Genomic DNA, 22,782 nt, shown 5'->3' with positions numbered 1-22,782 from the left:
ATGGCAGAAACAACCGCTTCGGGCTATATCCAGCACCACTTGCAGAACCTGACCTTCGGTCAGCTACCTAACGGCGGCTGGGGCTTTGCCCATACCGCAGCAGAAGCCAAGGAAATGGGCTTCTGGGCTTTCCACGTCGATACTCTCGGCTGGTCGGTCGCGTTGGGTCTGATCTTCGTTCTTCTTTTCCGCATGGCGGCAAAGAAAGCGACTTCGGGTCAACCGGGTGCTTTGCAGAACTTCGTTGAAGTATTGGTCGAATTCGTCGATGGCAGCGTGAAAGACAGCTTCCATGGCCGTAGCCCGGTGATTGCACCGCTGGCACTGACCATCTTCGTCTGGGTGTTCCTGATGAACGCCGTCGACCTGGTACCGGTCGACTGGATTCCTCAGTTGGCCATTCTGATCTCCGGTGACCACCACATCCCGTTCCGCGCCGTGTCGACTACCGACCCGAACGCGACCCTGGGCATGGCGTTCTCGGTTTTCGCACTGATCATTTTCTATAGCATCAAGGTCAAGGGCTTCGGCGGCTTCATCGGCGAACTGACCCTGCACCCGTTCGGCAGCAAGAACATCTTCGTTCAAGCCCTGCTGATCCCGGTGAACTTCCTGCTGGAATTCGTGACCCTGATCGCCAAGCCGATCTCTCTGGCTCTGCGTCTGTTCGGCAACATGTATGCCGGTGAGCTGGTGTTCATTCTGATCGCTGTGATGTTCGGCAGCGGTCTGCTCTGGCTGAGCGGCCTGGGCGTTGTTCTGCAGTGGGCTTGGGCTGTGTTCCACATCCTGATCATCACCCTGCAGGCGTTCATCTTCATGATGCTGACCATCGTCTACCTGTCGATGGCGCACGAAGAAAACCATTAAGACCAGTCTCGACTAGTCTGATGTCCTTCCCGGTCAAACGGGAAGGGGCTCTTCACAGGGCACCTGAAACGATTTGTTTTACCGCTTTAATCTAAAAAACCTAAACCATACGACGTAAAAGTCGGGAGGAAAGATGGAAACTGTAGTTGGTCTAACCGCTATCGCTGTTGCACTGTTGATCGGCCTGGGCGCACTGGGTACCGCAATTGGTTTCGGCCTGCTGGGCGGCAAGTTCCTGGAAGGCGCAGCGCGTCAGCCAGAAATGGTTCCAATGCTGCAAGTTAAAATGTTCATCGTTGCCGGTCTGCTCGACGCCGTAACCATGATCGGTGTTGGTATCGCTCTGTTCTTCACCTTTGCGAACCCGTTCGTTGGTCAGATCGCTGGCTAATTACCCGGATTCTTCCGAGTAATTTGATGTGATGGACAACGTAACTGCGAGGTGTTGGCGTGAACATTAATGCGACCCTGATTGGCCAGTCCGTTGCGTTCCTGATTTTTGTACTGTTCTGCATGAAGTATGTATGGCCTCCGGTCATCGCTGCTCTGCACGAACGTCAAAAGAAGATCGCTGATGGTCTGGACGCTGCCAGCCGTGCAGCTCGCGACCTGGAGTTGGCCCAAGAAAAAGCGGGTCAGCAACTGCGCGAAGCGAAAGCTCAGGCAGCTGAAATCATCGAGCAAGCCAAGAAACGCGGTAACCAGATTGTCGAAGAGGCCGTTGAAAAGGCCCGTGTCGACGCTGACCGTGTGAAGGTTCAGGCTCAAGCCGAGATCGAACAGGAACTGAACAGTGTCAAAGACAAGCTGCGCGCCCAAGTGGGTTTGCTGGCTGTCGGCGGCGCCGAGAAGATCCTGGGTGCCACAATCGATCAAAACGCGCACGCAGAGCTGGTTAACCAACTGGCTGCTGAAATCTAAGCGAGGGCGATCATGGCAGAACTGACCACGTTGGCCCGACCTTACGCTAAGGCGGCCTTCGAGCACGCTCAGGCCCACCAGCAACTGGCCAATTGGTCAGCCATGCTCGGCCTGGCTGCAGCGGTGTCGCAAGACGACACCATGCAGCGCGTGCTCAAGGCCCCGCGACTGACGAGCGCAGAAAAGGCCGCCACGTTTATTGACGTGTGCGGCGACAAGTTTGATGCCAAGGCACAGAACTTCATCAATGTCGTTGCCGAAAACGACCGTCTCCCGCTTCTGCCGGAGATTGCCGCTCTTTTCGACCTGTACAAGGCCGAACAAGAGAAGTCGGTAGACGTTGAAGTGACCAGTGCTTTTGCATTGAACCAAGAACAGCAAGACAAACTCGCCAAGGTTCTCAGTGCACGACTCAACCGGGAAGTGCGCCTGCAAGTTGCGGAGGATGCTGCCCTTATAGGTGGTGTCGTTATCCGCGCCGGCGACCTGGTTATCGATGGCTCGATTCGCGGCAAAATCGCGAAACTTGCCGAAGCATTGAAATCTTGAGTTTGAAGGGGCAGCAGAGCAATGCAGCAACTCAATCCTTCCGAAATAAGTGAAATTATCAAGGGCCGCATCGACAAGCTCGATGTGACCTCCCAAGCCCGTAACGAAGGCACTGTCGTCAGCGTATCTGACGGCATCGTGCGGATTCACGGTCTGGCCGACGTAATGTACGGCGAGATGATCGAGTTTCCGGGCGGCGTCTACGGTATGGCCCTCAACCTGGAGCAAGACTCCGTAGGTGCCGTTGTACTGGGCGCTTACCAGTCTCTGGCTGAAGGCATGAGCGCCAAGTGCACCGGTCGCATCCTCGAAGTTCCGGTTGGTAAGGAACTGCTGGGTCGCGTAGTCGACGCACTGGGTAACCCTGTTGACGGCAAAGGTCCACTGGGCAACACCGAGACCGACGCGGTCGAGAAAGTTGCTCCGGGCGTGATCTGGCGTAAGTCGGTAGACCAGCCTGTACAGACTGGCTACAAGGCTGTCGATGCCATGATCCCTGTCGGCCGTGGCCAGCGTGAGCTGATCATCGGTGACCGTCAGATCGGTAAAACCGCTCTGGCGATCGACGCGATCATCAACCAGAAAGACAGCGGCATTTTCTGCGTCTACGTAGCTATTGGTCAGAAACAATCGACCATCGCCAACGTTGTTCGCAAGCTGGAAGAAAACGGCGCCCTGGCCAACACGATCATCGTGGCTGCCAGTGCTTCGGAATCTCCTGCGCTGCAATTCCTGGCACCGTACTCCGGTTGCACCATGGGTGAATTCTTCCGCGACCGCGGTGAAGACGCGCTGATCGTTTATGACGATCTGTCCAAGCAAGCAGTGGCTTACCGCCAGATTTCCCTGCTGCTGCGCCGTCCACCAGGCCGTGAAGCTTACCCAGGCGACGTGTTCTATCTCCACTCCCGTCTGCTGGAGCGCGCATCCCGCGTTTCGGAAGAATACGTAGAGAAGTTCACCAACGGCGCAGTGACCGGCAAAACCGGTTCCCTGACCGCACTGCCGATCATCGAAACCCAGGCTGGCGACGTTTCCGCGTTCGTTCCGACCAACGTGATTTCCATCACCGACGGTCAGATCTTCCTGGAATCGGCCATGTTCAACTCGGGCATCCGCCCTGCAGTGAACGCCGGTGTTTCGGTATCCCGTGTGGGTGGTGCCGCTCAGACCAAGATCATCAAGAAGCTGTCCGGTGGTATCCGTACCGCTCTGGCTCAGTACCGTGAACTGGCGGCATTCGCCCAGTTCGCTTCTGACCTGGACGAAGCGACCCGTAAGCAACTTGAGCATGGTCAGCGCGTTACCGAGCTGATGAAGCAGAAGCAATACGCACCAATGTCGATCGCTGACATGGCGCTGTCGCTGTATGCCGCTGAGCGTGGGTTCCTGACTGACATTGAAATCGCCAAGATCGGCAGCTTCGAACAAGCGCTGATTGCTTTCTTCAACCGCGATCACGCCGATTTGATGGCCAAGATCAACGTTAAAGGTGACTTCAATGACGAAATCGACGCTGGCATGAAAGCCGGTATCGAGAAGTTCAAGGCCACCCAAACCTGGTAAGCCGCAGCGGGAGCCGCGAGGCTCCCGCTTGCTAACCTGATAGGTGTTACATGGCAGGCGCAAAAGAGATTCGCAGTAAGATTGCGAGCATCAAAAGCACGCAAAAGATTACCAGCGCCATGGAAAAAGTGGCGGTCAGCAAAATGCGCAAGGCACAAATGCGCATGGCTGCTAGCCGTCCTTATGCGGAACGTATCCGCCAGGTAATTGGGCATCTGGCCAACGCCAACCCGGAATACCGCCACCCGTTCATGATCGACCGCGAAATCAAGCGCGTTGGTTATGTTGTGGTGAGCAGTGACCGTGGTCTGTGCGGCGGCTTGAACACCAACCTGTTCAAGGCCCTGGTCAAGGACATGGCGGTAAACCGCGAAAACGGCGTCGAGATTGATCTGTGTGTCGTTGGTAGCAAGGGTGCGGCCTTTTTCCGTAACTTCGGCGGTAACGTCGTTGCAGCTATCAGCCACCTGGGTGAAGAGCCGTCGATCAATGATCTGATCGGCAGCGTCAAGGTGATGCTGGATGCCTACCTGGACGGCCGTATTGACCGCCTGTCCGTGGTGTCCAACAAGTTCATCAACACCATGACGCAACAGCCTACCGTGGAGCAGTTGATTCCACTGGTGGCGACCCCGGATCAGGATCTCAAGCACCACTGGGACTATCTCTACGAACCGGATGCCAAAGAGCTGCTTGACGGCTTGATGGTCCGCTACGTTGAGTCGCAGGTCTACCAGGCGGTGGTCGAGAACAACGCGGCTGAACAAGCTGCGCGGATGATCGCGATGAAGAACGCTACCGACAACGCCGGTGATTTGATCAGCGATTTGCAGCTGATCTACAACAAGGCGCGTCAGGCTGCGATCACCCAAGAGATCTCGGAAATCGTCGGCGGCGCTGCCGCGGTTTAACGGTTCAAATATTCAGAGGATCCAGCTATGAGTAGCGGACGTATCGTTCAAATCATCGGCGCCGTTATCGACGTGGAATTTCCACGCGACAGCGTACCGAGCATCTACAACGCTTTGAAAGTAAAAAGCGATGCCGGCACCACTCTGGAAGTTCAGCAGCAGCTGGGCGACGGTGTGGTTCGTACCATTGCGATGGGTTCCACCGAAGGCTTGAAGCGCGGTCTGGAAGTTACCGACTCTGGCGCAGCCATCTCCGTACCGGTCGGTAAAGCGACCCTGGGCCGGATCATGGACGTCCTCGGTAACCCGATCGACGAAGCTGGCCCGATCGACACCGAAGAGCGTTGGGGCATTCACCGTCCAGCGCCTTCGTTCGCTGAGCAGGCAGGCGGCAACGACCTGCTGGAAACCGGCATCAAGGTTATCGACCTGGTTTGCCCGTTTGCCAAAGGCGGTAAAGTCGGTCTGTTCGGTGGTGCCGGTGTAGGCAAAACCGTAAACATGATGGAACTGATCCGTAACATCGCCATCGAGCACAGCGGTTATTCCGTGTTCGCCGGTGTGGGTGAGCGTACTCGTGAGGGTAACGACTTCTACCACGAGATGAAGGACTCCAACGTTCTGGACAAAGTGGCACTGGTTTACGGTCAGATGAACGAGCCGCCGGGTAACCGTCTGCGCGTAGCACTGACCGGCCTGACCATGGCCGAGAAGTTCCGTGACGAAGGTAACGACGTTCTGCTGTTCGTCGACAACATCTATCGCTACACCCTGGCCGGTACTGAAGTATCCGCACTGCTGGGCCGTATGCCTTCGGCAGTAGGTTACCAGCCGACCCTGGCTGAAGAGATGGGCGTTCTGCAAGAACGTATCACTTCGACCAAGGAAGGTTCGATCACCTCGATCCAAGCGGTATACGTACCTGCGGATGACTTGACCGACCCGTCGCCAGCGACCACCTTCGCCCACTTGGACGCCACCGTCGTTCTGTCCCGTGACATCGCCTCCCTGGGTATCTACCCAGCGGTAGATCCACTGGATTCGACTTCGCGTCAGCTGGACCCGAACGTAATCGGCCAGGACCACTACGACACCGCTCGCGGCGTTCAGTACGTTCTGCAACGTTACAAAGAGCTGAAGGACATCATCGCGATCCTGGGTATGGACGAGCTGTCGGAAGCCGACAAGCAGTTGGTAAACCGTGCTCGTAAGATCCAGCGCTTCTTGTCGCAGCCGTTCTTCGTGGCTGAAGTCTTCACCGGTGCTTCGGGTAAATACGTTTCCCTGAAAGACACCATTGCTGGCTTCAAAGGCATCCTCAACGGTGACTACGACCACCTGCCAGAACAAGCGTTCTACATGGTTGGCGGCATCGAAGAAGCGATCGAGAAAGCCAAGAAACTGTAATCCCGGCGCCCGGCAACGGGCGCTCATTTAGGTTGAGGCAATCAGATGGCTATGACAGTCCATTGCGATATCGTCAGCGCGGAAGGGGAAATCTTTTCCGGCCTGGTCGAGATGGTGATTGCGCACGGTGCACTGGGTGATCTTGGTATCGCTCTGGGTCACGCGCCGCTGATCACTAATCTGAAGCCAGGTCCGATCCGCCTGATCAAGCAAGGCGGGGAAGCCGAGGTGTTCTACATCTCCGGTGGTTTCCTCGAGGTTCAGCCGAACATGGTCAAGGTGCTTGCCGATACCGTGCAACGCGCCGCCGACCTGGATGAAGCTCAAGCCCAGGCAGCTCTCAAGGCTGCCGAAGCTGCTCTGCACGAGAAGAGCGCAGATTTCGACTACGGAGCTGCGTCCGCACGTCTGGCCGAGGCTGCAGCTCAGCTGCGCACCGTCCAGCAGATCCGCAAGAAGTTTGGCGGTTAATCCGTCAGCCGCTTGTTGTGCGATTGATAAAAAAGGGTAGCCTCGGCTACCCTTTTTTCTTTTCCGATTTTTACAACCCGGTCGCAGTTGCTGACCACCCAGGATTGGTAGCCAGTCATGTCTCTTGAAATCGTTATCCTCGCGGCCGGTCAAGGCACCCGTATGCGCTCGGCCCTGCCGAAGGTGCTGCATCCGATTGCCGGCAACTCCATGCTGGGCCATGTTATCCACAGCGCCCGGCAACTTGAGCCACAACGCATTCATGTGGTGATCGGCCATGGCGCCGATGTAGTGCGTGAGCGTCTGGCTGCTGATGATCTGAATTTCGTCCTGCAGGACAAGCAACTCGGCACCGGCCACGCCACCGCTCAAGCGGTGCCGTTCATTACGGCCGATACCGTGCTGATCCTTTATGGCGACGTGCCGCTGATCGAAGTCGATACCCTGCAGCGTCTGCTCAAGCACGTAGTGCCTGGACAGATGGGCTTGCTCACCGTCGAGCTGGATGACCCGACTGGTTACGGTCGCATCGTGCGCGATGCCGACGGCAAGGTCGCAGCGATCGTTGAACACAAAGATGCCAGCGAAGCCCAGCGCGCCATTACTGAAGGCAACACCGGCATTCTCGCGGTGCCGGCCAATCGTCTGGCCGACTGGATGAGTCGCCTGTCGAACAACAATGCTCAGGGTGAGTACTACCTGACCGACGTGATCGAGATGGCGGTGAGTGATGGCCTGGTGGTCGCCACCGAACAACCGCACGACCCAATGGAAGTGCAGGGCGCCAACGATCGCAAGCAATTGTCAGAACTGGAGCGCCATTACCAGCTGCGCGCCGGCCGTCGGTTGATGGCGCAAGGCGTGACCCTGCGTGACCCGGCACGTTTCGATGTACGAGGCGAAGTCACTGTGGGTCGCGACGTGCTGATCGACATCAACGTGATCCTCGAAGGCAATGTGGTGATTGAAGACGACGTGGTGATCGGCCCGAACTGCGTGATCAAGGACAGCACCCTGCGCAAAGGTGTGGTGATCAAGGCCAACTCGCACATTGAAGGTGCCGTTCTGGGCGAGGGCAGTGATGCCGGCCCGTTCGCGCGTCTGCGTCCAGGCACCGTGCTCGAAGCGCGCGCGCATGTGGGTAACTTCGTTGAGCTGAAAAATGCCCACATGGGCGAAGGCGCCAAGGCCGGTCACCTCACATATTTGGGCGATGCCGAAATCGGTGCGCGCACCAACATCGGTGCCGGCACCATTACCTGCAACTACGACGGCGCCAACAAGTGGAAAACCGTGTTGGGGGCGGACGTGTTCATCGGCTCCAATAATTCGTTGGTCGCGCCTGTGGATATCTCTGACGGGGCGACCACGGCCGCCGGTTCGACCATTACACAGAATGTGGATAACGCGCAGTTGGCCGTGGGCCGAGCGCGGCAGAGGAATATCGACGGCTGGAAGCGGCCGGAGAAGATCAAGAAGAGCTGAGTTATCCACAGCTTCTTTTAGCGACGAAAATCCAATGTGGGAGCGAGCTTGCTCGCGAATGCGGTAGATCACTCAACATTGATGTTGACTGACACGATGCGTTCGCAAGCAAGCTTGCTCCCATATTTTTGTTTGTGTCGTGTTCAAAAAAGTCTGACTGCCGCTTGACGATTTAGAGCCGATAGGTTTTGATTGCTTCCGTTATCTTTCGAATCGAAACTTAAGTCGCCATGTCGAAACGCAACACGCCGCAACGCCGTCACAACATTCTCGCCTTGCTCAACGAGCAGGGCGAAGTCAGTGTGGATGAACTGGCCAAGCGCTTCGAAACCTCCGAAGTTACGATTCGCAAGGATCTCGCCGCGCTGGAAAGTCATGGCCTGTTGCTGCGCCGTTACGGCGGTGCGATCACCATGCCGCAGGAGCTGGTAGCGGAAACTGCACAGAGCGTTTCCAAATACAAACAGGCGATTGCCCGCGCGGCGGTGCAACGCATCCGCGAACACGCGCGGATCATCATCGACAGCGGCAGCACCACCGCCGCGATGATCCCGGAACTTGGCCAACAGCCAGGCCTGGTGGTGATGACCAATTCCCTGCACGTCGCCAGCGCCCTGAGCGAACTCGAGCACGAACCGGTGCTGTTGATGACCGGCGGCACCTGGGATCCGCATTCGGAATCCTTTCAGGGTCAGGTCGCCGAGCAAGTACTACGCTCTTACGACTTCGACCAGTTGTTCATCGGCGCCGATGGCATCGATCTGGTGCGTGGCACCACCACCTTCAATGAACTGCTCGGTCTGAGCCGGGTGATGGCGGAAGTGGCGCGGGAAGTCATCGTCATGGTCGAGGCCGACAAGATCGGTCGCAAGATTCCCAATCTGGAACTGCCGTGGAGCAGCGTCCATACCCTCATTACCGATGATCGCCTGCCTATCGAAGCGCGCGATCAGATACAGGCCCGCGGTATCACCGTGATTTGCGCGGCTGTCAGTCAGGAGAAATAAGCATGTGTGGAATTGTCGGCGCAGTTGCTGAACGTAATATCACCGCCATCCTGCTCGAAGGCCTCAAGCGCCTTGAATACCGCGGCTACGACAGCGCCGGTGTCGCGGTCTTCACCAACGACGAAACCCTCGAGCGCATGCGTCGCCCGGGTAAAGTCAGCGAGCTCGAAGCGGCGCTGGCCGAACACCCACTGGTGGGCCGTCTCGGCATTGCTCACACCCGTTGGGCCACCCACGGCGCTCCTTGCGAGCGTAACGCACACCCGCATTTCTCCGGCGACATCGCGGTGGTGCACAACGGCATCATCGAAAACCACGAAGCCCTGCGCGAACAACTGAAAGCGCTGGGTTACGTGTTTACTTCGGACACCGATACCGAAGTCATCGCCCACCTGCTCAGCCATAAACTCAAGGATCAGCCAGACCTGAGCGTCGCTCTTAAGGCGACGGTCAAGGAACTGCACGGTGCTTATGGTCTGGCCGTGATCAATGCGAAACAACCGGATCGTCTGGTCGCCGCGCGCAGTGGCAGTCCGTTGGTGATCGGGCTTGGCCTTGGCGAGAATTTCCTCGCGTCTGACCAGTTGGCGCTGCGTCAGGTCACCGACCGCTTCATGTACCTGGAAGAAGGCGATATCGCCGAAATTCGCCGCGATAACGTGCAGATCTGGGACATCAACGGCAATGTCGTCGAGCGCCAGACCGTGCAGTACAGCGACGGTGCCGAAGCCGCCGACAAGGGAGAGTTCCGCCACTACATGCTCAAGGAAATCCATGAGCAACCGACCGTGGTGCAGCGCACCCTCGAAGGTCGCCTGAGCAATGATCAGGTGTTGGTGCAAGCGTTCGGCCCACAAGCGGCGGAGCTGTTCGCCAAAGTGCGTAACGTACAGATCGTCGCCTGTGGCACCAGCTATCACGCTGGTATGGTTGCGCGTTACTGGCTCGAAGAACTGGCCGGTATCCCGTGCCAGGTCGAAGTCGCCAGCGAATTCCGCTACCGCAAAGTAGTGGTGCAGCCGGACACCCTGTTCGTGACCATCTCGCAATCCGGTGAAACCGCTGACACCCTGGCAGCCCTGCGCAACGCCAAGGAACTCGGGTTTCTCGCCAGCCTGGCGATCTGCAACGTCGGCATCAGCTCGCTGGTGCGCGAGTCCGATCTCACTCTACTGACCCAGGCCGGTCGCGAAATCGGTGTGGCCTCGACCAAAGCGTTCACCACACAATTGGTTGGTCTACTGCTGCTGACCCTGTCGCTGGGTCAGGTGCGCGGCACCCTGGCCGACGGCGTTGAAGCGCGTCTGGTCGAAGAGCTGCGTCGCCTGCCAACCCGCCTCGGCGAAGCGCTGGCCATGGACAGCACCGTGGAAAAAATCGCCGAACTGTTCGCCGAAAAGAACCACACCCTGTTCCTCGGCCGTGGTGCGCAATTCCCGGTGGCGATGGAAGGTGCCTTGAAACTCAAGGAAATCTCCTACATCCACGCCGAAGCCTACCCGGCCGGCGAACTGAAACACGGTCCGCTGGCGCTTGTGGATAACGACATGCCGGTAGTCACCGTGGCGCCGAACAACGAACTGCTGGAAAAGCTCAAATCCAACCTGCAGGAAGTCCGCGCCCGTGGCGGCGAGCTGATCGTGTTCGCCGACGAAAAAGCCGGGATGACCAACGGCGAAGGCACCCACGTGGTGCAGATGCCGCACATCCACGACATTCTCTCGCCGATCCTCTACACGGTTCCGCTGCAGCTGCTGTCGTACTACGTCGCGGTGCTCAAGGGCACGGACGTTGATCAACCACGTAACCTGGCGAAGTCGGTGACGGTGGAATAAGTTATCCACAGCTGACATCGACGCAAAAAAATCGCAGCTTCGGCTGCGATTTTTGTATCTGACTTGAGGGTCTCCATGGATCGCTTCCAGGAAATGCACATCTTCACCACTGTCGCCCAGGAGCAAGGCTTCTCAGCGGCGGCGCGGCGTCTGGGGTTGTCGGCAGCCAGCGTCACGCGGGCGGTGGCGGCGCTGGAGCAGCGCATCGGCACGCAGTTGCTGATTCGCACCACGCGCAGTGTGCATTTGAGCGAAGCCGGGCAGCGTTATCTGGAGGATTGTCGGAGGATTCTCGTTGAGGTGCAGGAAGCCGAGGATTCGGCGGCGGGCAGTCATGCTCAGCCGCGTGGGCAATTGACGGTGACGGCGCCGGTGTTGTTCGGTGATTTGTTTGTGACGCCGGTGATGGCGAATTATCTCGTGCAGTATCCGGACGTCACGATCAACGCCGTACTGGTCGATCGGATCGTCAACATGGTCGAGGAAGGCATTGATGTGGCGGTGCGCATCGGCGATCTGCCGGACAGCAATCAGCATGCGATTCGCGTGGGGGAGGTGCGTCGGGTCATTTGCGGCGCGCCGGCCTACTTTGCCAGGCATGGCCGACCATCTCATCCCCACGCGTTGGCGGGCGCGCCAGTGGTGGCGACTTCTGCAATTGGCCAGCAACGAAGTTGGCCGTTTCTCGACGCGGGCGAACCGCTCAGCGTGCGTCCTGAGCCGCGTCTGATCGTGACCGCCAATCAGGCTGCGATTACAGCAGCTTGCACAGGTTTGGGTTTGACCCGGGTGTTGTCCTATCAAGTGGCGAGCCAGGTTGCCGCCGGCACACTGGAAATAGTGCTCGCCGAATTTGAACTGCCACCGCTGCCGATCCATGTCGTGTATCAGGGGGGGCGCAAGGCTCCAGCGCGGATCCGCAGTTTTGTCGATTTCACAGTAGAGGCTTTGCGCGAACATCCAGCATTGAAAAATGCAGCGTTATTGCACTCGGTGAAATAATCGATTGCGTTTGCTGGTGATTCTGTTGTTTTCGCGAACAGGGGAAGATGTCCTTCACCGGCGCTCTCATCCCCCCAGCGGCGCCACTGTTCAGCGGAGTCGACCATGCAAGCGATCAAACTCTACAACTTTCCACGTTCCGGCCACGCCCACCGTGTCGAGCTGATGTTGTCCCTGCTGCAATTGCCGACCGAGTTGATCTTCGTCGATCTGGCCAACGGTGAGCACAAGCAGCCGGCGTATCTGGCGATCAACAGTTTCGGCCAGGTACCGGCCATTGATGACGACGGCGTGGTGTTGGCCGATTCCAACGCGATTCTGGTGTATCTCGCGCAGAAATACGGCCATGGTCGTTGGCTGCCAACCGATCCTGTCGGCGCCGCACGGGTACAGCGCTGGTTGTCGGCCGCCGCCGGGCCGATTGCCTTCGGACCCGCTGCAGCGCGATTGGTCACAGTGTTCGGCGCACAACTGAATGCCGAAGAGGCGATCACCCGTGCACACAACCTGCTCAAGGTAATGGACATCGAGTTGGGCAAAACCGCGTATCTGGCTGGCGACGAACCGAGCATTGCCGACGTTTCGGCCTACAGTTACATCGCCCACGCACCGGAAGGCAACGTGTCGCTGGACGACTACGGCAATGTCCGCGCCTGGCTGGCCCGCGTCGAAGCCCTGCCTGGTTTCGTCGGCATGCCGCGCACGATTGCCGGTCTGCAAACCACCGCCTGATTTTCGCAATCCACACTGTGCCGACGGTGCAGGGGAGAGGTCGTGATGGAACGTTCACCGTGGCACGCTGGCGAGCAACAACTGCAAGCGAAAGTCGGGGTTGCCGAACGCATGGAAGCCTTCGGGCGTAAGGTGATTCGCACCTGGATGCCGGACCAGCACCGCGAGTTCTATCAGCAATTACCCTTCATGTTGTACGGCGCAGTTGATGCAGATGGGCGCCCGTGGGCCAGTGTGCTCGAAGGCGCGCCGGGGTTTGCCCATTCGCCGGATCCCGAACATCTGCATTTCGCCAGCCAGCCTGCTGCCGATGACCCGGCGCAACTGCGTAACGGCGAACCGATCGGGTTGCTTGGCATCGAGTTGCACACACGCCGGCGCAATCGCCTCAATGGTCATGTCGGCAATCTGAACGCTCATGGTTTTGACGTGAGCGTGGATCAGGCCTTCGGCAACTGCCCGCAATACATTCAACTGCGCCAGTTTCAGCGGGTGCCTCTGACGGATCCGCAGACACGCCCGGCTGAGTATCTGAACGGCCTCGATGACGCGGCCATCGCGCTGATCGCTGGCGCCGATACGTTTTTTGTCGCCAGCTATGTGGATGTCGAAGGCGAGCGCGCGGTGGATGTTTCTCACCGTGGCGGCCAGGCTGGTTTCGTGCGGGTGGAAGGCAATCGTCTGACCATCCCCGACTTCGCCGGCAATCTGCACTTCAACACGCTCGGCAATCTGTTGCTCAATCCCAAGGCGGGCTTGCTGTTCATCGACTTTTCCACAGGCGAACTGCTGCAACTCAGCGGGAGTACCGAGATCCTTCTGGATGACCCGCAGATCGTGGCCTTTCAAGGTGCGGAGCGGTTGTGGACATTTGAAGTGGAGAAGCTGGTGCGACGCCCCGCAGCCCTGGCGTTGCGCTGGCGCTTCGACGGCATGTCACCGACCAGCCTGCTGACCGGCAATTGGGCCGAGGCGGATGCGCGATTGCAGGCGCAGGCACTGGGCAACCAATGGCGGCCGTTGCGCGTGGCGAAGATTGAGGCAGAAAGCCGCAGCATCCGCTCGATCTATCTGGAGCCAACCGATGGTGCCGGTTTGCCGGTGTTTCTGGCTGGCCAGCATTTGCCGCTGCGTTTCACGATCGATGGCGAGGTGCATATCCGCACCTACAGTCTTTCGAGTGCGCCATCGGATGGTTTCTACCGGATCAGCGTCAAGCGCGAAGGGCTGATTTCGTCGCATCTGCATGAGCAGATCCGCGTTGGCGATGTGCTCGAGGCGCGGGCGCCGCAGGGGCATTTCACCGTGGCACCGCTGGAGCAGCGACCGTTGGTGCTGCTGGCCGCCGGTGTGGGCATCACGCCGTTGCTGTCGATGCTGCGCGAGGTGGTGTATCAAGGCTTACGCACGCGGGGGATTCGTCCGACGTTGTTGCTGCAGAGTTCGCGCAGTCTGGCGGACCAGCCGTTTCGCCAGGAGCTGGATCGTTTGCTCGAAACGGCGGGCGATTCTGTGCGAATCCTGCGTCTGCTCAGCCAGCCGGAAGACAATCTGCAAGAGGGCGAGGATTTCGATGTGCGTGGGCGTATCGACGGCGCGGTGTTGAGGAACCTGCTTGGTGCCGAGGATTTCGACCAGCTCGACTTTGTGCTGTGCGGCCCCGGTGCTTTTACCCAAGGGCTGTACGACAGCCTGCGCGAATTGGATGTGCGCGATGCGCAGATTCATGCGGAAACCTTTGGTCCGTCGACCCTGAAACGTCAGGCCGATCCGGATGCGATCGTGATCGAGCAACCGCCCGCAGCGACCACTTCGGTGCCGGTGGTGTTCGAGCGCTCGGCAAAAGAGGCGCGCTGGCAGCCCGATGGCGGCAGTTTGCTGGAGCTGGCGGAAAGCCGCGGATTGCGCCCGGAGTTCAGTTGCCGCGGTGGCTCGTGCGGTACGTGCAAGACCCGGCTGGTCAGTGGTGCGGTGAATTATCCACAGGCGCCGGCGGATATTCCGGAAGCGGGGCATGTGCTGATTTGCTGCGCAGTTCCGGCGCAAAGCAATCAGCCGCTGATCTTAGACCTGTAACCCGAACCCGTGTAGGAGCTGCCGAAGGCTGCGATCTTTTGATCTTGTTTTTAAAAATCAAAATCAAAAGATCGCAGCCTTCGGCAGCTCCTACAGGGGATCGGGGTTCAACCCACGCTCAGGCGTAGGACAGCGATTTCTCTTCCAGCAGTTCCTGATACAGCTCTGTCCACTTGCGGCCCATGTCGTCGGCGGTGAATAACTGCCGGTAACGCGCTTCGGCTTTTACTCCCATGGCGGCGGCACGCACCGGGTCTTCCCAAAGTGTGCGCATCGCCTCGCGGAACGCCTGTGGATTACTGGGTGGCACTACCAGTCCGGTTTCGTTATGGATATTGATGTAACTGGTGCCGGTGCCGATTTCGCTGGAAATCATCGGTTTGCCGTACATAGCGCCTTCCAGCAAAGAAATGCCGAACGCTTCCGAGCGCAAATGCGAAGGGAAGACAATGGCATAGCTCAATTGCAGCAGTGCGACCTTGTCTTCGTCACCCAGGCGACCGAGGAAATGAATGTTGCGCAGGCCCAACGCCTGAGCCTGCATGTGCAGTTCACGCTCCAGCGGCCCGGCGCCGACGATGACAACGGGATAGTCCACTTCCTTCAAGGCATCGAGCAGGATGTGCAAGCCTTTGTAATAGCGCATCACGCCGACAAACAAAAAGAACTTATCCCCAATCTGCCGGCGCCAGCGACTCAGCCTTTCGCCATCGGCTTGTGGGTAACCGGCTTTATTCAAACCGTAGGGGATCACCCGGGTCTTGTCCTGGAACTGCTGCAACACATCGCTGGTATGCAGGTAATTCGGCGAGGCGGCGACAATGCGGTCGGCACTGGCGAGGAAGCGGTTCATCAGCGGCCGGTAGAGTTTGAGCAGGTGCTTTTGGCGGATGATGTCGGAGTGATAAGTGACCACGCTTGGCTTGCTCATGGCGCTGGCGAAATGCACCAGATCCATGAACGGCCACGGAAAGTGGTAATTGACCACATCAGCCTCGGCGGCCATCTCGCGGAACTGTTTGAATACGCTCCAGGAAAAACCGGTGGAGGCGAACTGGATGTCGAGTCTGGCCCGGTGCACTTCGTGCTGACCCAATTTCACCATGGCCGGTGTCGGGTCAGCACTGAGCGTCAGCACCTGGCCGTCGATGCCATGCTGGGCGCCGCTTTCGCACAGTTGGAAGATCACTTGCTCAATGCCGCCGACCGAGTCGGGCAGGTACGTCTTGAAAAAATGAAGAACTCGCATTCAACCTCCCATGGCCTGGCGGTAGGCACCGGCCGTGGCCTGTGCACAACGTTCCCAGGAAAAAAGCCGTGACTGCTGCAATCCGGCCTCTCGGCATGCTTGCCAATGTGCTTGATCGTCGATCAGATGGCTCATCGCATCGCGCAAGCCATGTGCATCGTCAGCTTCAATATAATTTCCGGCAGCACCTGCTACTTCCGGCATTGCCGAAGAGCGGGTGATGACCACCGGTGTACCACTGGCCATCGCTTCCAGCACTGGCAGGCCAAAGCCTTCGTACAGCGAAGGAAAAATCAGCGCCCGGGCGCCTGCCAGTAATTGCGCTACCTGTTCGTCGGGCAGATAGCCAAGCAGGCAAACATGTCCACTGGCCAATGCCTGACGAAGCTCGTCACTGAACTGCTCACGCTGCCAACCAGCCATGCCAACGATCAGCAATGGAAAGCGCTCGCGTATGGCCTCCGGCAGGAGCGCATGGGCGCGTAACGCCAGGTTCAGGTTCTTGCGCGGCTCGAGCGTGCCGACGCACAGGAAATATTCGCGCGCCATGACGGCATGCGCCTTGAGCACTGCGCTGATCGCGCTCGCCTCGCGCGGATGGAAACGCTCGGCGACGCCCAGCGGTGCCACGACGAAACGGTCGGCGGGTAGGCCGAAATAGGTTTGGGCTTCATCGGCGATTGCCTGTGAGTCCGTCAGAATCAGTCGCGCCTGCTGTATCCCGATAGCCAGCCGACGCTCAATTTCCTTGAGTCGTGCCAACGGCTGCGTTTGGGGGAAATGCAGGTGGGTCAAGTCGTGCAGGGTGATCACGGTCGGGCCGTTAAAGGCCAGCGGCCACAGGCTCGGCTCGTGATACAGGTCGATGCCTTGCGCGCGCCCCTGATCAAAGCGTTTCTGTTCCAGCCAGCGCCGCGCCTGATAGGCACCCGGAATCTGCCGCAGCAGGGGGGTCAATCGCGAATAACCGGGTACGGCTGCCTCCGGCAGGACTGAACTCCAGCCCCAGCCGTGAAACAGCGTCACTTCGACGTCCGGTTCGCGGCTCAAGGCGTTGACCAGTTCGGCGACGTAGTGGCCGATGCCGGTGCGCGGCGCCTGGAGAATGCGCGCGTTAAGAGCAATGCGCATGTTGACTCTGCGGTGCAGCCACCGACGGGTTCAGGTTGCGTTCGATGCGCTCGACCAGTTGCGCACTCGCTTCACGCCAACTCAGCCAGCGCCATTGTTCAAGGCCAAGTGGTGCGGGGAATCGTTGGGTGCGCTCCATGTCAACGACCAGATCGGTCAGGCTCTGCGGGGTGGCCAGGTCGAAATACGCCATGTAATCGCCGCCGATTTCGCGGAACACCGGGATATCACTGGCCATCGCCGGTAGCCCGCGTTGCATCGCTTCCACCAGCGGCAGGCCGAATCCTTCAACGTAGGACGGGAACACCAGCGCCGTCGCATGTGAGTAGGCATGCTCGAGGCTTTTGTCAGAAAGCGAGTTGTACATGAACAAGCGCCGGTTCAGCTCGGGATGTTGGCGAATACGTTCGATCAGTGCTTCGCACTTCCAGCCGATCTTGCCGACGATGCATAACCGCGCTTTGGAACCCTTGGCCCAGGCACGCTCGAGAGCATCCAGCAGGTAGGTGTGGTTTTTGCGCGGCTCGATGGTGCTGACCATCAGGAACACCGGATCCGGCATCTTGAACATCTGCAACAAGCCCCGATCGACGTCGGCCTCGGCGTCGCTCAAATCCAGCTCCGAACCAAGGTGGAAATAATCGAACCAGCGCTGCGCGACCTGTTGTGCGCCGATGCGGCGGAGCATCTCCTCGCGTACCTGGTCGCGGATGGTCGTGGAAATGGCGACATAACCGTCAGCGGTACGGGCGATCCAGTCGAACCAGTCGTTGAACACTTTGACCAGCCCGGCGTCGCAGAACTGCGGGTGGGTCAGCGGGATCAAGTCGTAGATCACCGAAACGATTCCGACGCCGTCCCGCTTGAGTTGCTCGGCCAGGGGGAAAAAGTTGGCGTGCCAGGACGAGTCGAGCAGCACCAGCTGATCGCCGGCCCGATGTTGCAACGGTACGCAGCGCTCGGGGATATGCTTGCCCTTGAGGGCTCGTTCCAGCAGGCGCATCGGCGCGCTGAAGCAGGCGAAGGCCGCGAGCCGACAGCAGACATACAAAACCCGGCGGCTGAAATGCGACTGGCTGAACGGCCGACGTCGCTCCAGGGCACGGTGGCGCAACCAAAAGGTGTTGGCCCATTGTTCCAGCTTCACCCGCAGGCCCATCAAGTTGAGCTTCATGGATTTCAGCGGCACCAGACTTTTGACCTCATGGAGGCCGCCGTCGATCATCACCACCGGGATGCATTCAAGGTTTGCGTCGGTGGCCGGCAGTTGCTGAATGACGTTGCGTACAACGCGCTGGATGCCCGAGTTGGCGGCGGGATGTTCGAAAACGTAGGTGCATTCCACCAGCATTCGGGTCATCGCGAGATCTCCTTATCGGGGATGGGCAAAAGCGTTTCGCTGGAGCGGATGATTTCGGTGTGTGCCTGGAGCCAGGCACATCCGACGAAGTCTTCCTGACGGTTGTTGATGACATGGAAGATCAAGCCGTAGTCGCGCCACTCGAAATTGCGATCCAGGTGCGAATCCAGACGTGACAGGCTCAGCGCCACCGAATAGCTGCCCTTGCCCAAACGCATATCGAAAGCGAAGCGGAAGGTCACGCGCTCACCGGCACTCAGCTCGATGACCGGTTTGGCGAGGCGATGGGTGTTGATTCCGTAAATCGCCTGACCGAGGCGATCCTTGATCATGAAGCCGAGAATCAACCGTTCGATGTCTTCGCGCACTTGCGTCTGTACTTCCAGCACCACGGGCTGGCCGACCTCCGCCACTTCGAGGCTGCGTCCCTGGGCATCGAGCAGACGCACGTCGATGATTCCCGCTTCGCCCGTACCGGAGATTGTCTGTACCTGACCGTTGGCGAGCATTTCCTGACGGACGATCTGACCTTCGCGCTGGGCGAGCATGGCGTTGTAGTAATCCATGACCTCTTCAGGTTTGCCGCGCATGGCCAGACGCCCGTTCTCTAAAAGAATGGCGGTGTCGCAGATTGACTGAATGGCCGAGCGGTCATGGGAAACGATCAACAGGGTGGTGCCGGCCTTTCGGAAGCCGCGAATGCGCTCGAAGCTTTTATGCTGGAAATAGGCATCGCCCACTGACAGCGCTTCGTCGACGATCAGAATGTCCGGACGACGTGCGGTGGCGACACTGAACGCCAGGCGCATTTGCATGCCGCTGGAATAAGTGCGCACCGGCTGATCGATGGCCTCGCCGATTTCGGCAAAGCTTTCGATTTGCGGCATCAGCGCCTCGATTTCCTCGACCTGCATCCCCAACAACTGACCGGCCATGAAAGCATTCTGGCGTCCGGTAAAGTCGGGATGAAAACCCATGCCCAGTTCGAGCAGCGCGGCAACCCGACCCTGGAGTTCGATCTGCCCGCGGGTCGGTTGAGTCGTGCCGGTGATCATCTTCAATAGCGTGCTCTTGCCGGCTCCGTTGACGCCGACAATACCCACGGCCTCACCAGGCTGAATCTCGAAATCGACGTCTTGCAGGATCCAGTGCAAGTGGTGCCGGGGCCGGGAAAATGGCAGCAGCCATTCGAGCAGACGGCTCCAGCGATTGGGATACTGTTTATAGGCCTTGGCCAGGCCACTGACGCGTATGTGGCCCATTAGAGTTCGTCCACCATTTCACCGACCCGTTGACGGAATAGCCGTAACGCCAGGGCGCAGAGCAGCAGGCCGATGATCAGCAACGGCATGAGCGAGGACCAGTCGGGCCATTGGTTGTAGAGGAACACGTTCTGGTAGCTGCTCATCAGCGCCGTCATCGGATTGAGGCTGATCAGATGCTGGATGCCGGGCGGCAGTATCGACAGCGGGTAAACAATCGGTGTCAGCCAGAACCAGAACTGCAGGCAGATGCCGAACATCTGCCCGACATCGCGGAAAAACACATTGAGGATGCCCAGCAACATGCCCAGCCCGGCGGCAAAGATCACCTGCAGGATCAGCAGCGGGATCAGCGCCAGCAGCGCCATGCCTGGCAGGCGCCCACTGAGCAGCAGGAAGCCGAAAAACAGCGCCAGAATGATTGCAAAGTTGATCCCGGCATTGAGCAGGGCAATCACCGGCAGGCAAATGCGCGGGAAGCTGATTTTCTTCAGCAGATTGGCATTTTCCAGAAACATGCTCTGGCTGCGCGACGTGATTTCAGCGAATAGCCCCCAGGTCAGCAGGCCGGCGCACAGGTAGACGCTGTAAGCCAGGCCATCGTCCACGCCCGGAAGACGCGCGCGCATGATCTGGGAAAAGATCACCGTGTACACAACGATCATCGATAACGGGTTGAGTACAGTCCACAGCGCACCGAACAGCGAATTGCGATACCGCGCTTGAAACTCTCGCTTGACGCTGCCGAGGATGAATCCACGGTAACTGCGCAGCGAGCGGTACAGGGAAAGCAACATTCAAACCGTCCTGCCGTATGGGTCTTCGAAGCGAACGATGTCGGCCCAACCAGCCAGAAACGCTGCCGTGCACTGGTACGTCTTGCCTTGCGGCGACGGCACAGCGGACAGGCTTGTGAACGGGGCGGTATGGCACTCAGGGGACACCGGCCACAAACGGCTGCCGGCGCCGCCGGACAGAATCACGGGGGTCGGCATGGCCTACTCCTTGGCGACGCGTTTCATGTCCGCATCCATCATCATGCGGATCAACGTATCCAGGTCGGTTTTCGGCTTCCAGCCCAGCACGCGCTGAGCCTTGGCCGGATTGCCGAGCAGCACTTCGACTTCGGCCGGGCGGAAGAAAGCCGGGTCGATTTTCACGTAGTCGCGGTAGTTGAGGCCGACGTGATCGAAGGCGATGCGGCACATTTCCCGCACGGTGGTGGTGACGCCGGTGGCGACCACAAAATCGTCAGGCTTGTCTTGTTGCAGCATCAGCCACATGGCTTCGACGTAGTCGCCGGCAAAACCCCAGTCGCGTTTCGCATCGATGTTGCCCAAGGCCAGCTCCTGCTGTTTGCCTTGCTTGATGCGTGCGGCGGCATCGGTGACCTTGCGGGTCACGAACTCGATGCCGCGCAGCGGTGATTCGTGGTTGAAGAGGATGCCGCTGCTGGCGTGCAGGTTGAAGCTTTCGCGATAGTTGACGGTGATCCAGTGACCGTAGAGTTTGGCCACGCCGTAAGGGCTGCGCGGGTAGAACGGCGTGTTTTCATCCTGCTGCTCAGCCTGGATCAGGCCGAACATTTCGCTGGTCGAGGCCTGATAAAAGCGTGTGTGCGGACTGAACTGACGGATCGCTTCGAGCAAGTGAGTAACGCCCAGGCCATCGACGATGCCGGTGGTCACCGGTTGATCCCACGAGGCGGCGACGAAGCTTTGCGCGGCGAGGTTATAGACCTCGTCCGGCGCCGACTTGATGACTGCACGCTGTACCGAGCAGGCATCGGCCATGTCACCGTCCAGATAGACGATGTCGGCTTCGACGCCCATCTCGCGCAGGCGCCAGCGCGAATCGCTGCTGCGCCGTGCGACGAGGCCGTGAACCTTGTAGCCCTTGTCGAGCAACAGCTTGGCCAGATACGCGCCGTCCTGGCCGGTGATCCCTGTGATCAGTGCACTTTTTGTCATTCTTGTCGTACTCGCGTCTCCCAGTCGGACAGGATCGCCCGCAGGGATTGTTGTGTGGTGATGGCTGGCGCCCATCCAGTGGTTGTGGCCAGTTTTGCGTGGCTGCCGCAAACGCGACGCTGATCGGCACGCCGCATGCGCGCCGGATCCTGAACCTGTTGCACCTCGACTTCGGCCAGCGCCGCCAGTTGTTCGATCAGGCTGCGGATGCTGTGCTCGCGCCCCGAGCAGATGTTGTAGATCTGGCCCGGCTGGCCTTTTTCCAGCAGCGCGAGATAGGCCGAAACCACGTCGCCGACATCGAGGAAATCACGCGTTACGTCGATGTCGCCGACTTCCATTTGCGGTCCTTGCAGGCCTTGTTTGATGCGACAGATCTGACGGGCAGCGCTGGCGATGACGAAGTTGTCTTGCTGACCGGTGCCGATATGGTTGAACGGGCGCGCCACCAGCACCGGCCAGTGTTCGCTCAGGCCCCATTGCAGGCTGAGAAATTCTGCCGAGAGTTTGCTTACTGCGTAGGGGTTGCGCGGGCAGGGCGGTTGTTGCTCGGTGATTGGCAGATCGCTTTCGCCGACTTGACCGTAGACATCACCGGAGCTGACGTAGAGGAAGGTGCCGGCAAAGCCACGTGTCTTGAGTGCTTGCAGCAGATTGAGGGTGCCGAAAAGATTGATGTCGAAGGTGCGCGCCGGATCGCGAAAGGCTTCGGGGACGAAGGTCTGCCCGGCCAGATGAATCACCGCGTCGGGCATTTGCGGCCACAGATCGTTGAGGCTGTCAGCATTCGTGAGGTCGTAGGGCGATGCGGCAGACAGCAGCTCCCACGACGAATCAGGCAATGCCAGACGCGACTGAATATGTTGTCCCACGAATCCACTGAGACCCGTGACGAACAGACGCTTTTTCAAACAGCGACCCCTTGGTCTTTAACTTGCGCCGCTTTCTCACAGGCTTTAAGGAGATGTCTGTCAGACC

22 protein-coding genes are annotated in these 22,782 nt (G+C 58.9%); 14 read left to right on the top strand and 8 right to left on the bottom strand.

From position 1 onward, the window contains the following. From atpB to HUW52_RS00930, 14 genes are all read left to right on the top strand, one after another. Window positions 1-870 (top strand): F0F1 ATP synthase subunit A, encoded by an 870-nt coding sequence (atpB, locus tag HUW52_RS00995; protein ID WP_007911917.1) that lies wholly within the window; start codon window positions 1-3, stop codon window positions 868-870. 133 nt (window positions 871-1,003) lie between these two features. Further along, on the top strand, window positions 1,004-1,261 hold the full coding sequence (gene atpE, locus HUW52_RS00990) for a F0F1 ATP synthase subunit C (protein ID WP_003097235.1): 258 nt from the start codon (window positions 1,004-1,006) through the stop codon (window positions 1,259-1,261). Window positions 1,262-1,320: 59 nt separating this feature from the next. Beyond that, entirely contained in the window at window positions 1,321-1,791 is a 471-nt protein-coding gene (locus tag HUW52_RS00985; RefSeq protein ID WP_003229781.1) for a F0F1 ATP synthase subunit B, read from the top strand. A gap of 12 nt (window positions 1,792-1,803) precedes the next feature. After that, window positions 1,804-2,340 carry a F0F1 ATP synthase subunit delta gene (locus HUW52_RS00980; RefSeq protein WP_007911956.1) on the top strand — a complete coding sequence of 179 codons (537 nt, stop codon included), beginning with the start codon at window positions 1,804-1,806 and terminating at the stop codon, window positions 2,338-2,340. A 21-nt stretch (window positions 2,341-2,361) separates the two neighbouring features. Beyond that, window positions 2,362-3,906 carry a F0F1 ATP synthase subunit alpha gene (gene atpA / locus HUW52_RS00975; protein WP_016984064.1) on the top strand — a complete coding sequence of 515 codons (1,545 nt, stop codon included), beginning with the start codon at window positions 2,362-2,364 and terminating at the stop codon, window positions 3,904-3,906. A 50-nt stretch (window positions 3,907-3,956) separates the two neighbouring features. Continuing rightward, complete coding sequence (gene atpG / locus HUW52_RS00970; RefSeq protein WP_007911960.1) at window positions 3,957-4,817, top strand: F0F1 ATP synthase subunit gamma; 861 nt, start codon at window positions 3,957-3,959, stop codon at window positions 4,815-4,817. Window positions 4,818-4,844: 27 nt separating this feature from the next. Further along, a complete protein-coding gene (gene atpD / locus HUW52_RS00965; protein ID WP_016984062.1) occupies window positions 4,845-6,224 on the top strand; it encodes a F0F1 ATP synthase subunit beta in 1,380 nt (459 codons plus the stop codon). A gap of 45 nt (window positions 6,225-6,269) precedes the next feature. Next, complete coding sequence (locus HUW52_RS00960; protein ID WP_007954164.1) at window positions 6,270-6,695, top strand: F0F1 ATP synthase subunit epsilon; 426 nt, start codon at window positions 6,270-6,272, stop codon at window positions 6,693-6,695. A gap of 117 nt (window positions 6,696-6,812) precedes the next feature. Next, window positions 6,813-8,180, top strand: coding sequence for a bifunctional UDP-N-acetylglucosamine diphosphorylase/glucosamine-1-phosphate N-acetyltransferase GlmU (gene glmU / locus HUW52_RS00955; RefSeq protein ID WP_016984061.1), 1,368 nt, complete (start codon window positions 6,813-6,815; stop codon window positions 8,178-8,180). Between the two features lie 230 nt (window positions 8,181-8,410). Continuing rightward, entirely contained in the window at window positions 8,411-9,187 is a 777-nt protein-coding gene (locus HUW52_RS00950) for a DeoR/GlpR family DNA-binding transcription regulator (protein ID WP_175552749.1), read from the top strand. A gap of 2 nt (window positions 9,188-9,189) precedes the next feature. Continuing rightward, a complete protein-coding gene (gene glmS, locus HUW52_RS00945) occupies window positions 9,190-11,022 on the top strand; it encodes a glutamine--fructose-6-phosphate transaminase (isomerizing) (protein WP_175552748.1) in 1,833 nt (610 codons plus the stop codon). A 75-nt stretch (window positions 11,023-11,097) separates the two neighbouring features. Continuing rightward, entirely contained in the window at window positions 11,098-12,024 is a 927-nt protein-coding gene (locus HUW52_RS00940) for a LysR family transcriptional regulator (protein WP_175552747.1), read from the top strand. Window positions 12,025-12,129: 105 nt separating this feature from the next. Beyond that, complete coding sequence (locus tag HUW52_RS00935; protein ID WP_175552746.1) at window positions 12,130-12,756, top strand: glutathione S-transferase family protein; 627 nt, start codon at window positions 12,130-12,132, stop codon at window positions 12,754-12,756. 45 nt (window positions 12,757-12,801) lie between these two features. Next, window positions 12,802-14,832: a pyridoxamine 5'-phosphate oxidase family protein gene (locus HUW52_RS00930; RefSeq protein WP_175552745.1), complete on the top strand. Its 2,031-nt coding sequence runs from the start codon at window positions 12,802-12,804 to the stop codon at window positions 14,830-14,832. Between the two features lie 118 nt (window positions 14,833-14,950). On the opposite strand, the gene HUW52_RS00925 is transcribed toward HUW52_RS00930, so the two are convergent. From HUW52_RS00925 to HUW52_RS00890, 8 genes are read right to left on the bottom strand one after another with little or no spacing between them, the layout of a single operon-like run. After that, window positions 14,951-16,081: a glycosyltransferase family 4 protein gene (locus tag HUW52_RS00925; protein WP_175552744.1), complete on the bottom strand. Its 1,131-nt coding sequence runs from the start codon at window positions 16,079-16,081 to the stop codon at window positions 14,951-14,953. After that, window positions 16,082-17,212 carry a glycosyltransferase family 1 protein gene (locus HUW52_RS00920; RefSeq protein ID WP_175552743.1) on the bottom strand — a complete coding sequence of 377 codons (1,131 nt, stop codon included), beginning with the start codon at window positions 17,210-17,212 and terminating at the stop codon, window positions 16,082-16,084. Then, window positions 17,196-18,572, bottom strand: a complete 1,377-nt coding sequence (locus HUW52_RS00915; RefSeq protein ID WP_175552742.1) for a glycosyltransferase family 1 protein — start codon at window positions 18,570-18,572, stop codon at window positions 17,196-17,198. The genes HUW52_RS00920 and HUW52_RS00915 overlap by 17 nt, the downstream gene beginning before the upstream one ends. Then, complete coding sequence (locus tag HUW52_RS00910) at window positions 18,569-19,834, bottom strand: ABC transporter ATP-binding protein (protein WP_016984052.1); 1,266 nt, start codon at window positions 19,832-19,834, stop codon at window positions 18,569-18,571. The genes HUW52_RS00915 and HUW52_RS00910 overlap by 4 nt, the downstream gene beginning before the upstream one ends. Beyond that, complete coding sequence (locus HUW52_RS00905; protein ID WP_175552741.1) at window positions 19,834-20,631, bottom strand: ABC transporter permease; 798 nt, start codon at window positions 20,629-20,631, stop codon at window positions 19,834-19,836. The genes HUW52_RS00910 and HUW52_RS00905 overlap by 1 nt, the downstream gene beginning before the upstream one ends. Beyond that, the gene (locus HUW52_RS00900) at window positions 20,632-20,829 is read right to left on the bottom strand and encodes a sugar phosphate nucleotidyltransferase (protein ID WP_175552740.1); all 198 of its coding nucleotides are present in this window, start codon (window positions 20,827-20,829) and stop codon (window positions 20,632-20,634) included. Between the two features lie 3 nt (window positions 20,830-20,832). Further along, the gene (gene gmd / locus HUW52_RS00895; RefSeq protein WP_011336673.1) at window positions 20,833-21,804 is read right to left on the bottom strand and encodes a GDP-mannose 4,6-dehydratase; all 972 of its coding nucleotides are present in this window, start codon (window positions 21,802-21,804) and stop codon (window positions 20,833-20,835) included. After that, on the bottom strand, window positions 21,801-22,715 hold the full coding sequence (locus tag HUW52_RS00890; RefSeq protein ID WP_175552739.1) for a GDP-mannose 4,6-dehydratase: 915 nt from the start codon (window positions 22,713-22,715) through the stop codon (window positions 21,801-21,803). The genes gmd and HUW52_RS00890 overlap by 4 nt, the downstream gene beginning before the upstream one ends. Window positions 22,716-22,782: the final 67 nt, after the last annotated feature.

Source organism: Pseudomonas sp. 43A, from assembly GCF_013363935.1.
GTDB classification, from domain to species: domain Bacteria; phylum Pseudomonadota; class Gammaproteobacteria; order Pseudomonadales; family Pseudomonadaceae; genus Aquipseudomonas; species Aquipseudomonas crudilactis.
Note: the sequence above shows the minus strand (reverse complement) of the source record. Positions and strands in the feature narration are given on the sequence as shown.

Bases quoted from the DNA above. Each gene is read 5' to 3' on its own strand.
- atpE (WP_003097235.1), top strand. From the start codon at position 1,004: ATGGAAACTGTAGTTGGTCTAACCGCTATCGCTGTTGCACTGTTGATC.
- HUW52_RS00920 (WP_175552743.1), bottom strand. From the start codon at position 17,212: ATGCGCATTGCTCTTAACGCGCGCATTCTCCAGGCGCCGCGCACCGGC.
- HUW52_RS00915 (WP_175552742.1), bottom strand. From the start codon at position 18,572: ATGACCCGAATGCTGGTGGAATGCACCTACGTTTTCGAACATCCCGCC.
- HUW52_RS00900 (WP_175552740.1), bottom strand. From the start codon at position 20,829: ATGCCGACCCCCGTGATTCTGTCCGGCGGCGCCGGCAGCCGTTTGTGG.
- HUW52_RS00960 (WP_007954164.1), top strand. From the start codon at position 6,270: ATGGCTATGACAGTCCATTGCGATATCGTCAGCGCGGAAGGGGAAATC.
- HUW52_RS00910 (WP_016984052.1), bottom strand. From the start codon at position 19,834: ATGGGCCACATACGCGTCAGTGGCCTGGCCAAGGCCTATAAACAGTAT.
- atpA (WP_016984064.1), top strand. From the start codon at position 2,362: ATGCAGCAACTCAATCCTTCCGAAATAAGTGAAATTATCAAGGGCCGC.
- HUW52_RS00940 (WP_175552747.1), top strand. From the start codon at position 11,098: ATGGATCGCTTCCAGGAAATGCACATCTTCACCACTGTCGCCCAGGAG.
- gmd (WP_011336673.1), bottom strand. From the start codon at position 21,804: ATGACAAAAAGTGCACTGATCACAGGGATCACCGGCCAGGACGGCGCG.
- HUW52_RS00935 (WP_175552746.1), top strand. From the start codon at position 12,130: ATGCAAGCGATCAAACTCTACAACTTTCCACGTTCCGGCCACGCCCAC.
- glmS (WP_175552748.1), top strand. From the start codon at position 9,190: ATGTGTGGAATTGTCGGCGCAGTTGCTGAACGTAATATCACCGCCATC.
- HUW52_RS00950 (WP_175552749.1), top strand. From the start codon at position 8,411: ATGTCGAAACGCAACACGCCGCAACGCCGTCACAACATTCTCGCCTTG.
- atpB (WP_007911917.1), top strand. From the start codon at position 1: ATGGCAGAAACAACCGCTTCGGGCTATATCCAGCACCACTTGCAGAAC.
- HUW52_RS00930 (WP_175552745.1), top strand. From the start codon at position 12,802: ATGGAACGTTCACCGTGGCACGCTGGCGAGCAACAACTGCAAGCGAAA.
- HUW52_RS00925 (WP_175552744.1), bottom strand. From the start codon at position 16,081: ATGCGAGTTCTTCATTTTTTCAAGACGTACCTGCCCGACTCGGTCGGC.
- HUW52_RS00905 (WP_175552741.1), bottom strand. From the start codon at position 20,631: ATGTTGCTTTCCCTGTACCGCTCGCTGCGCAGTTACCGTGGATTCATC.
- HUW52_RS00980 (WP_007911956.1), top strand. From the start codon at position 1,804: ATGGCAGAACTGACCACGTTGGCCCGACCTTACGCTAAGGCGGCCTTC.
- atpG (WP_007911960.1), top strand. From the start codon at position 3,957: ATGGCAGGCGCAAAAGAGATTCGCAGTAAGATTGCGAGCATCAAAAGC.
- atpD (WP_016984062.1), top strand. From the start codon at position 4,845: ATGAGTAGCGGACGTATCGTTCAAATCATCGGCGCCGTTATCGACGTG.
- glmU (WP_016984061.1), top strand. From the start codon at position 6,813: ATGTCTCTTGAAATCGTTATCCTCGCGGCCGGTCAAGGCACCCGTATG.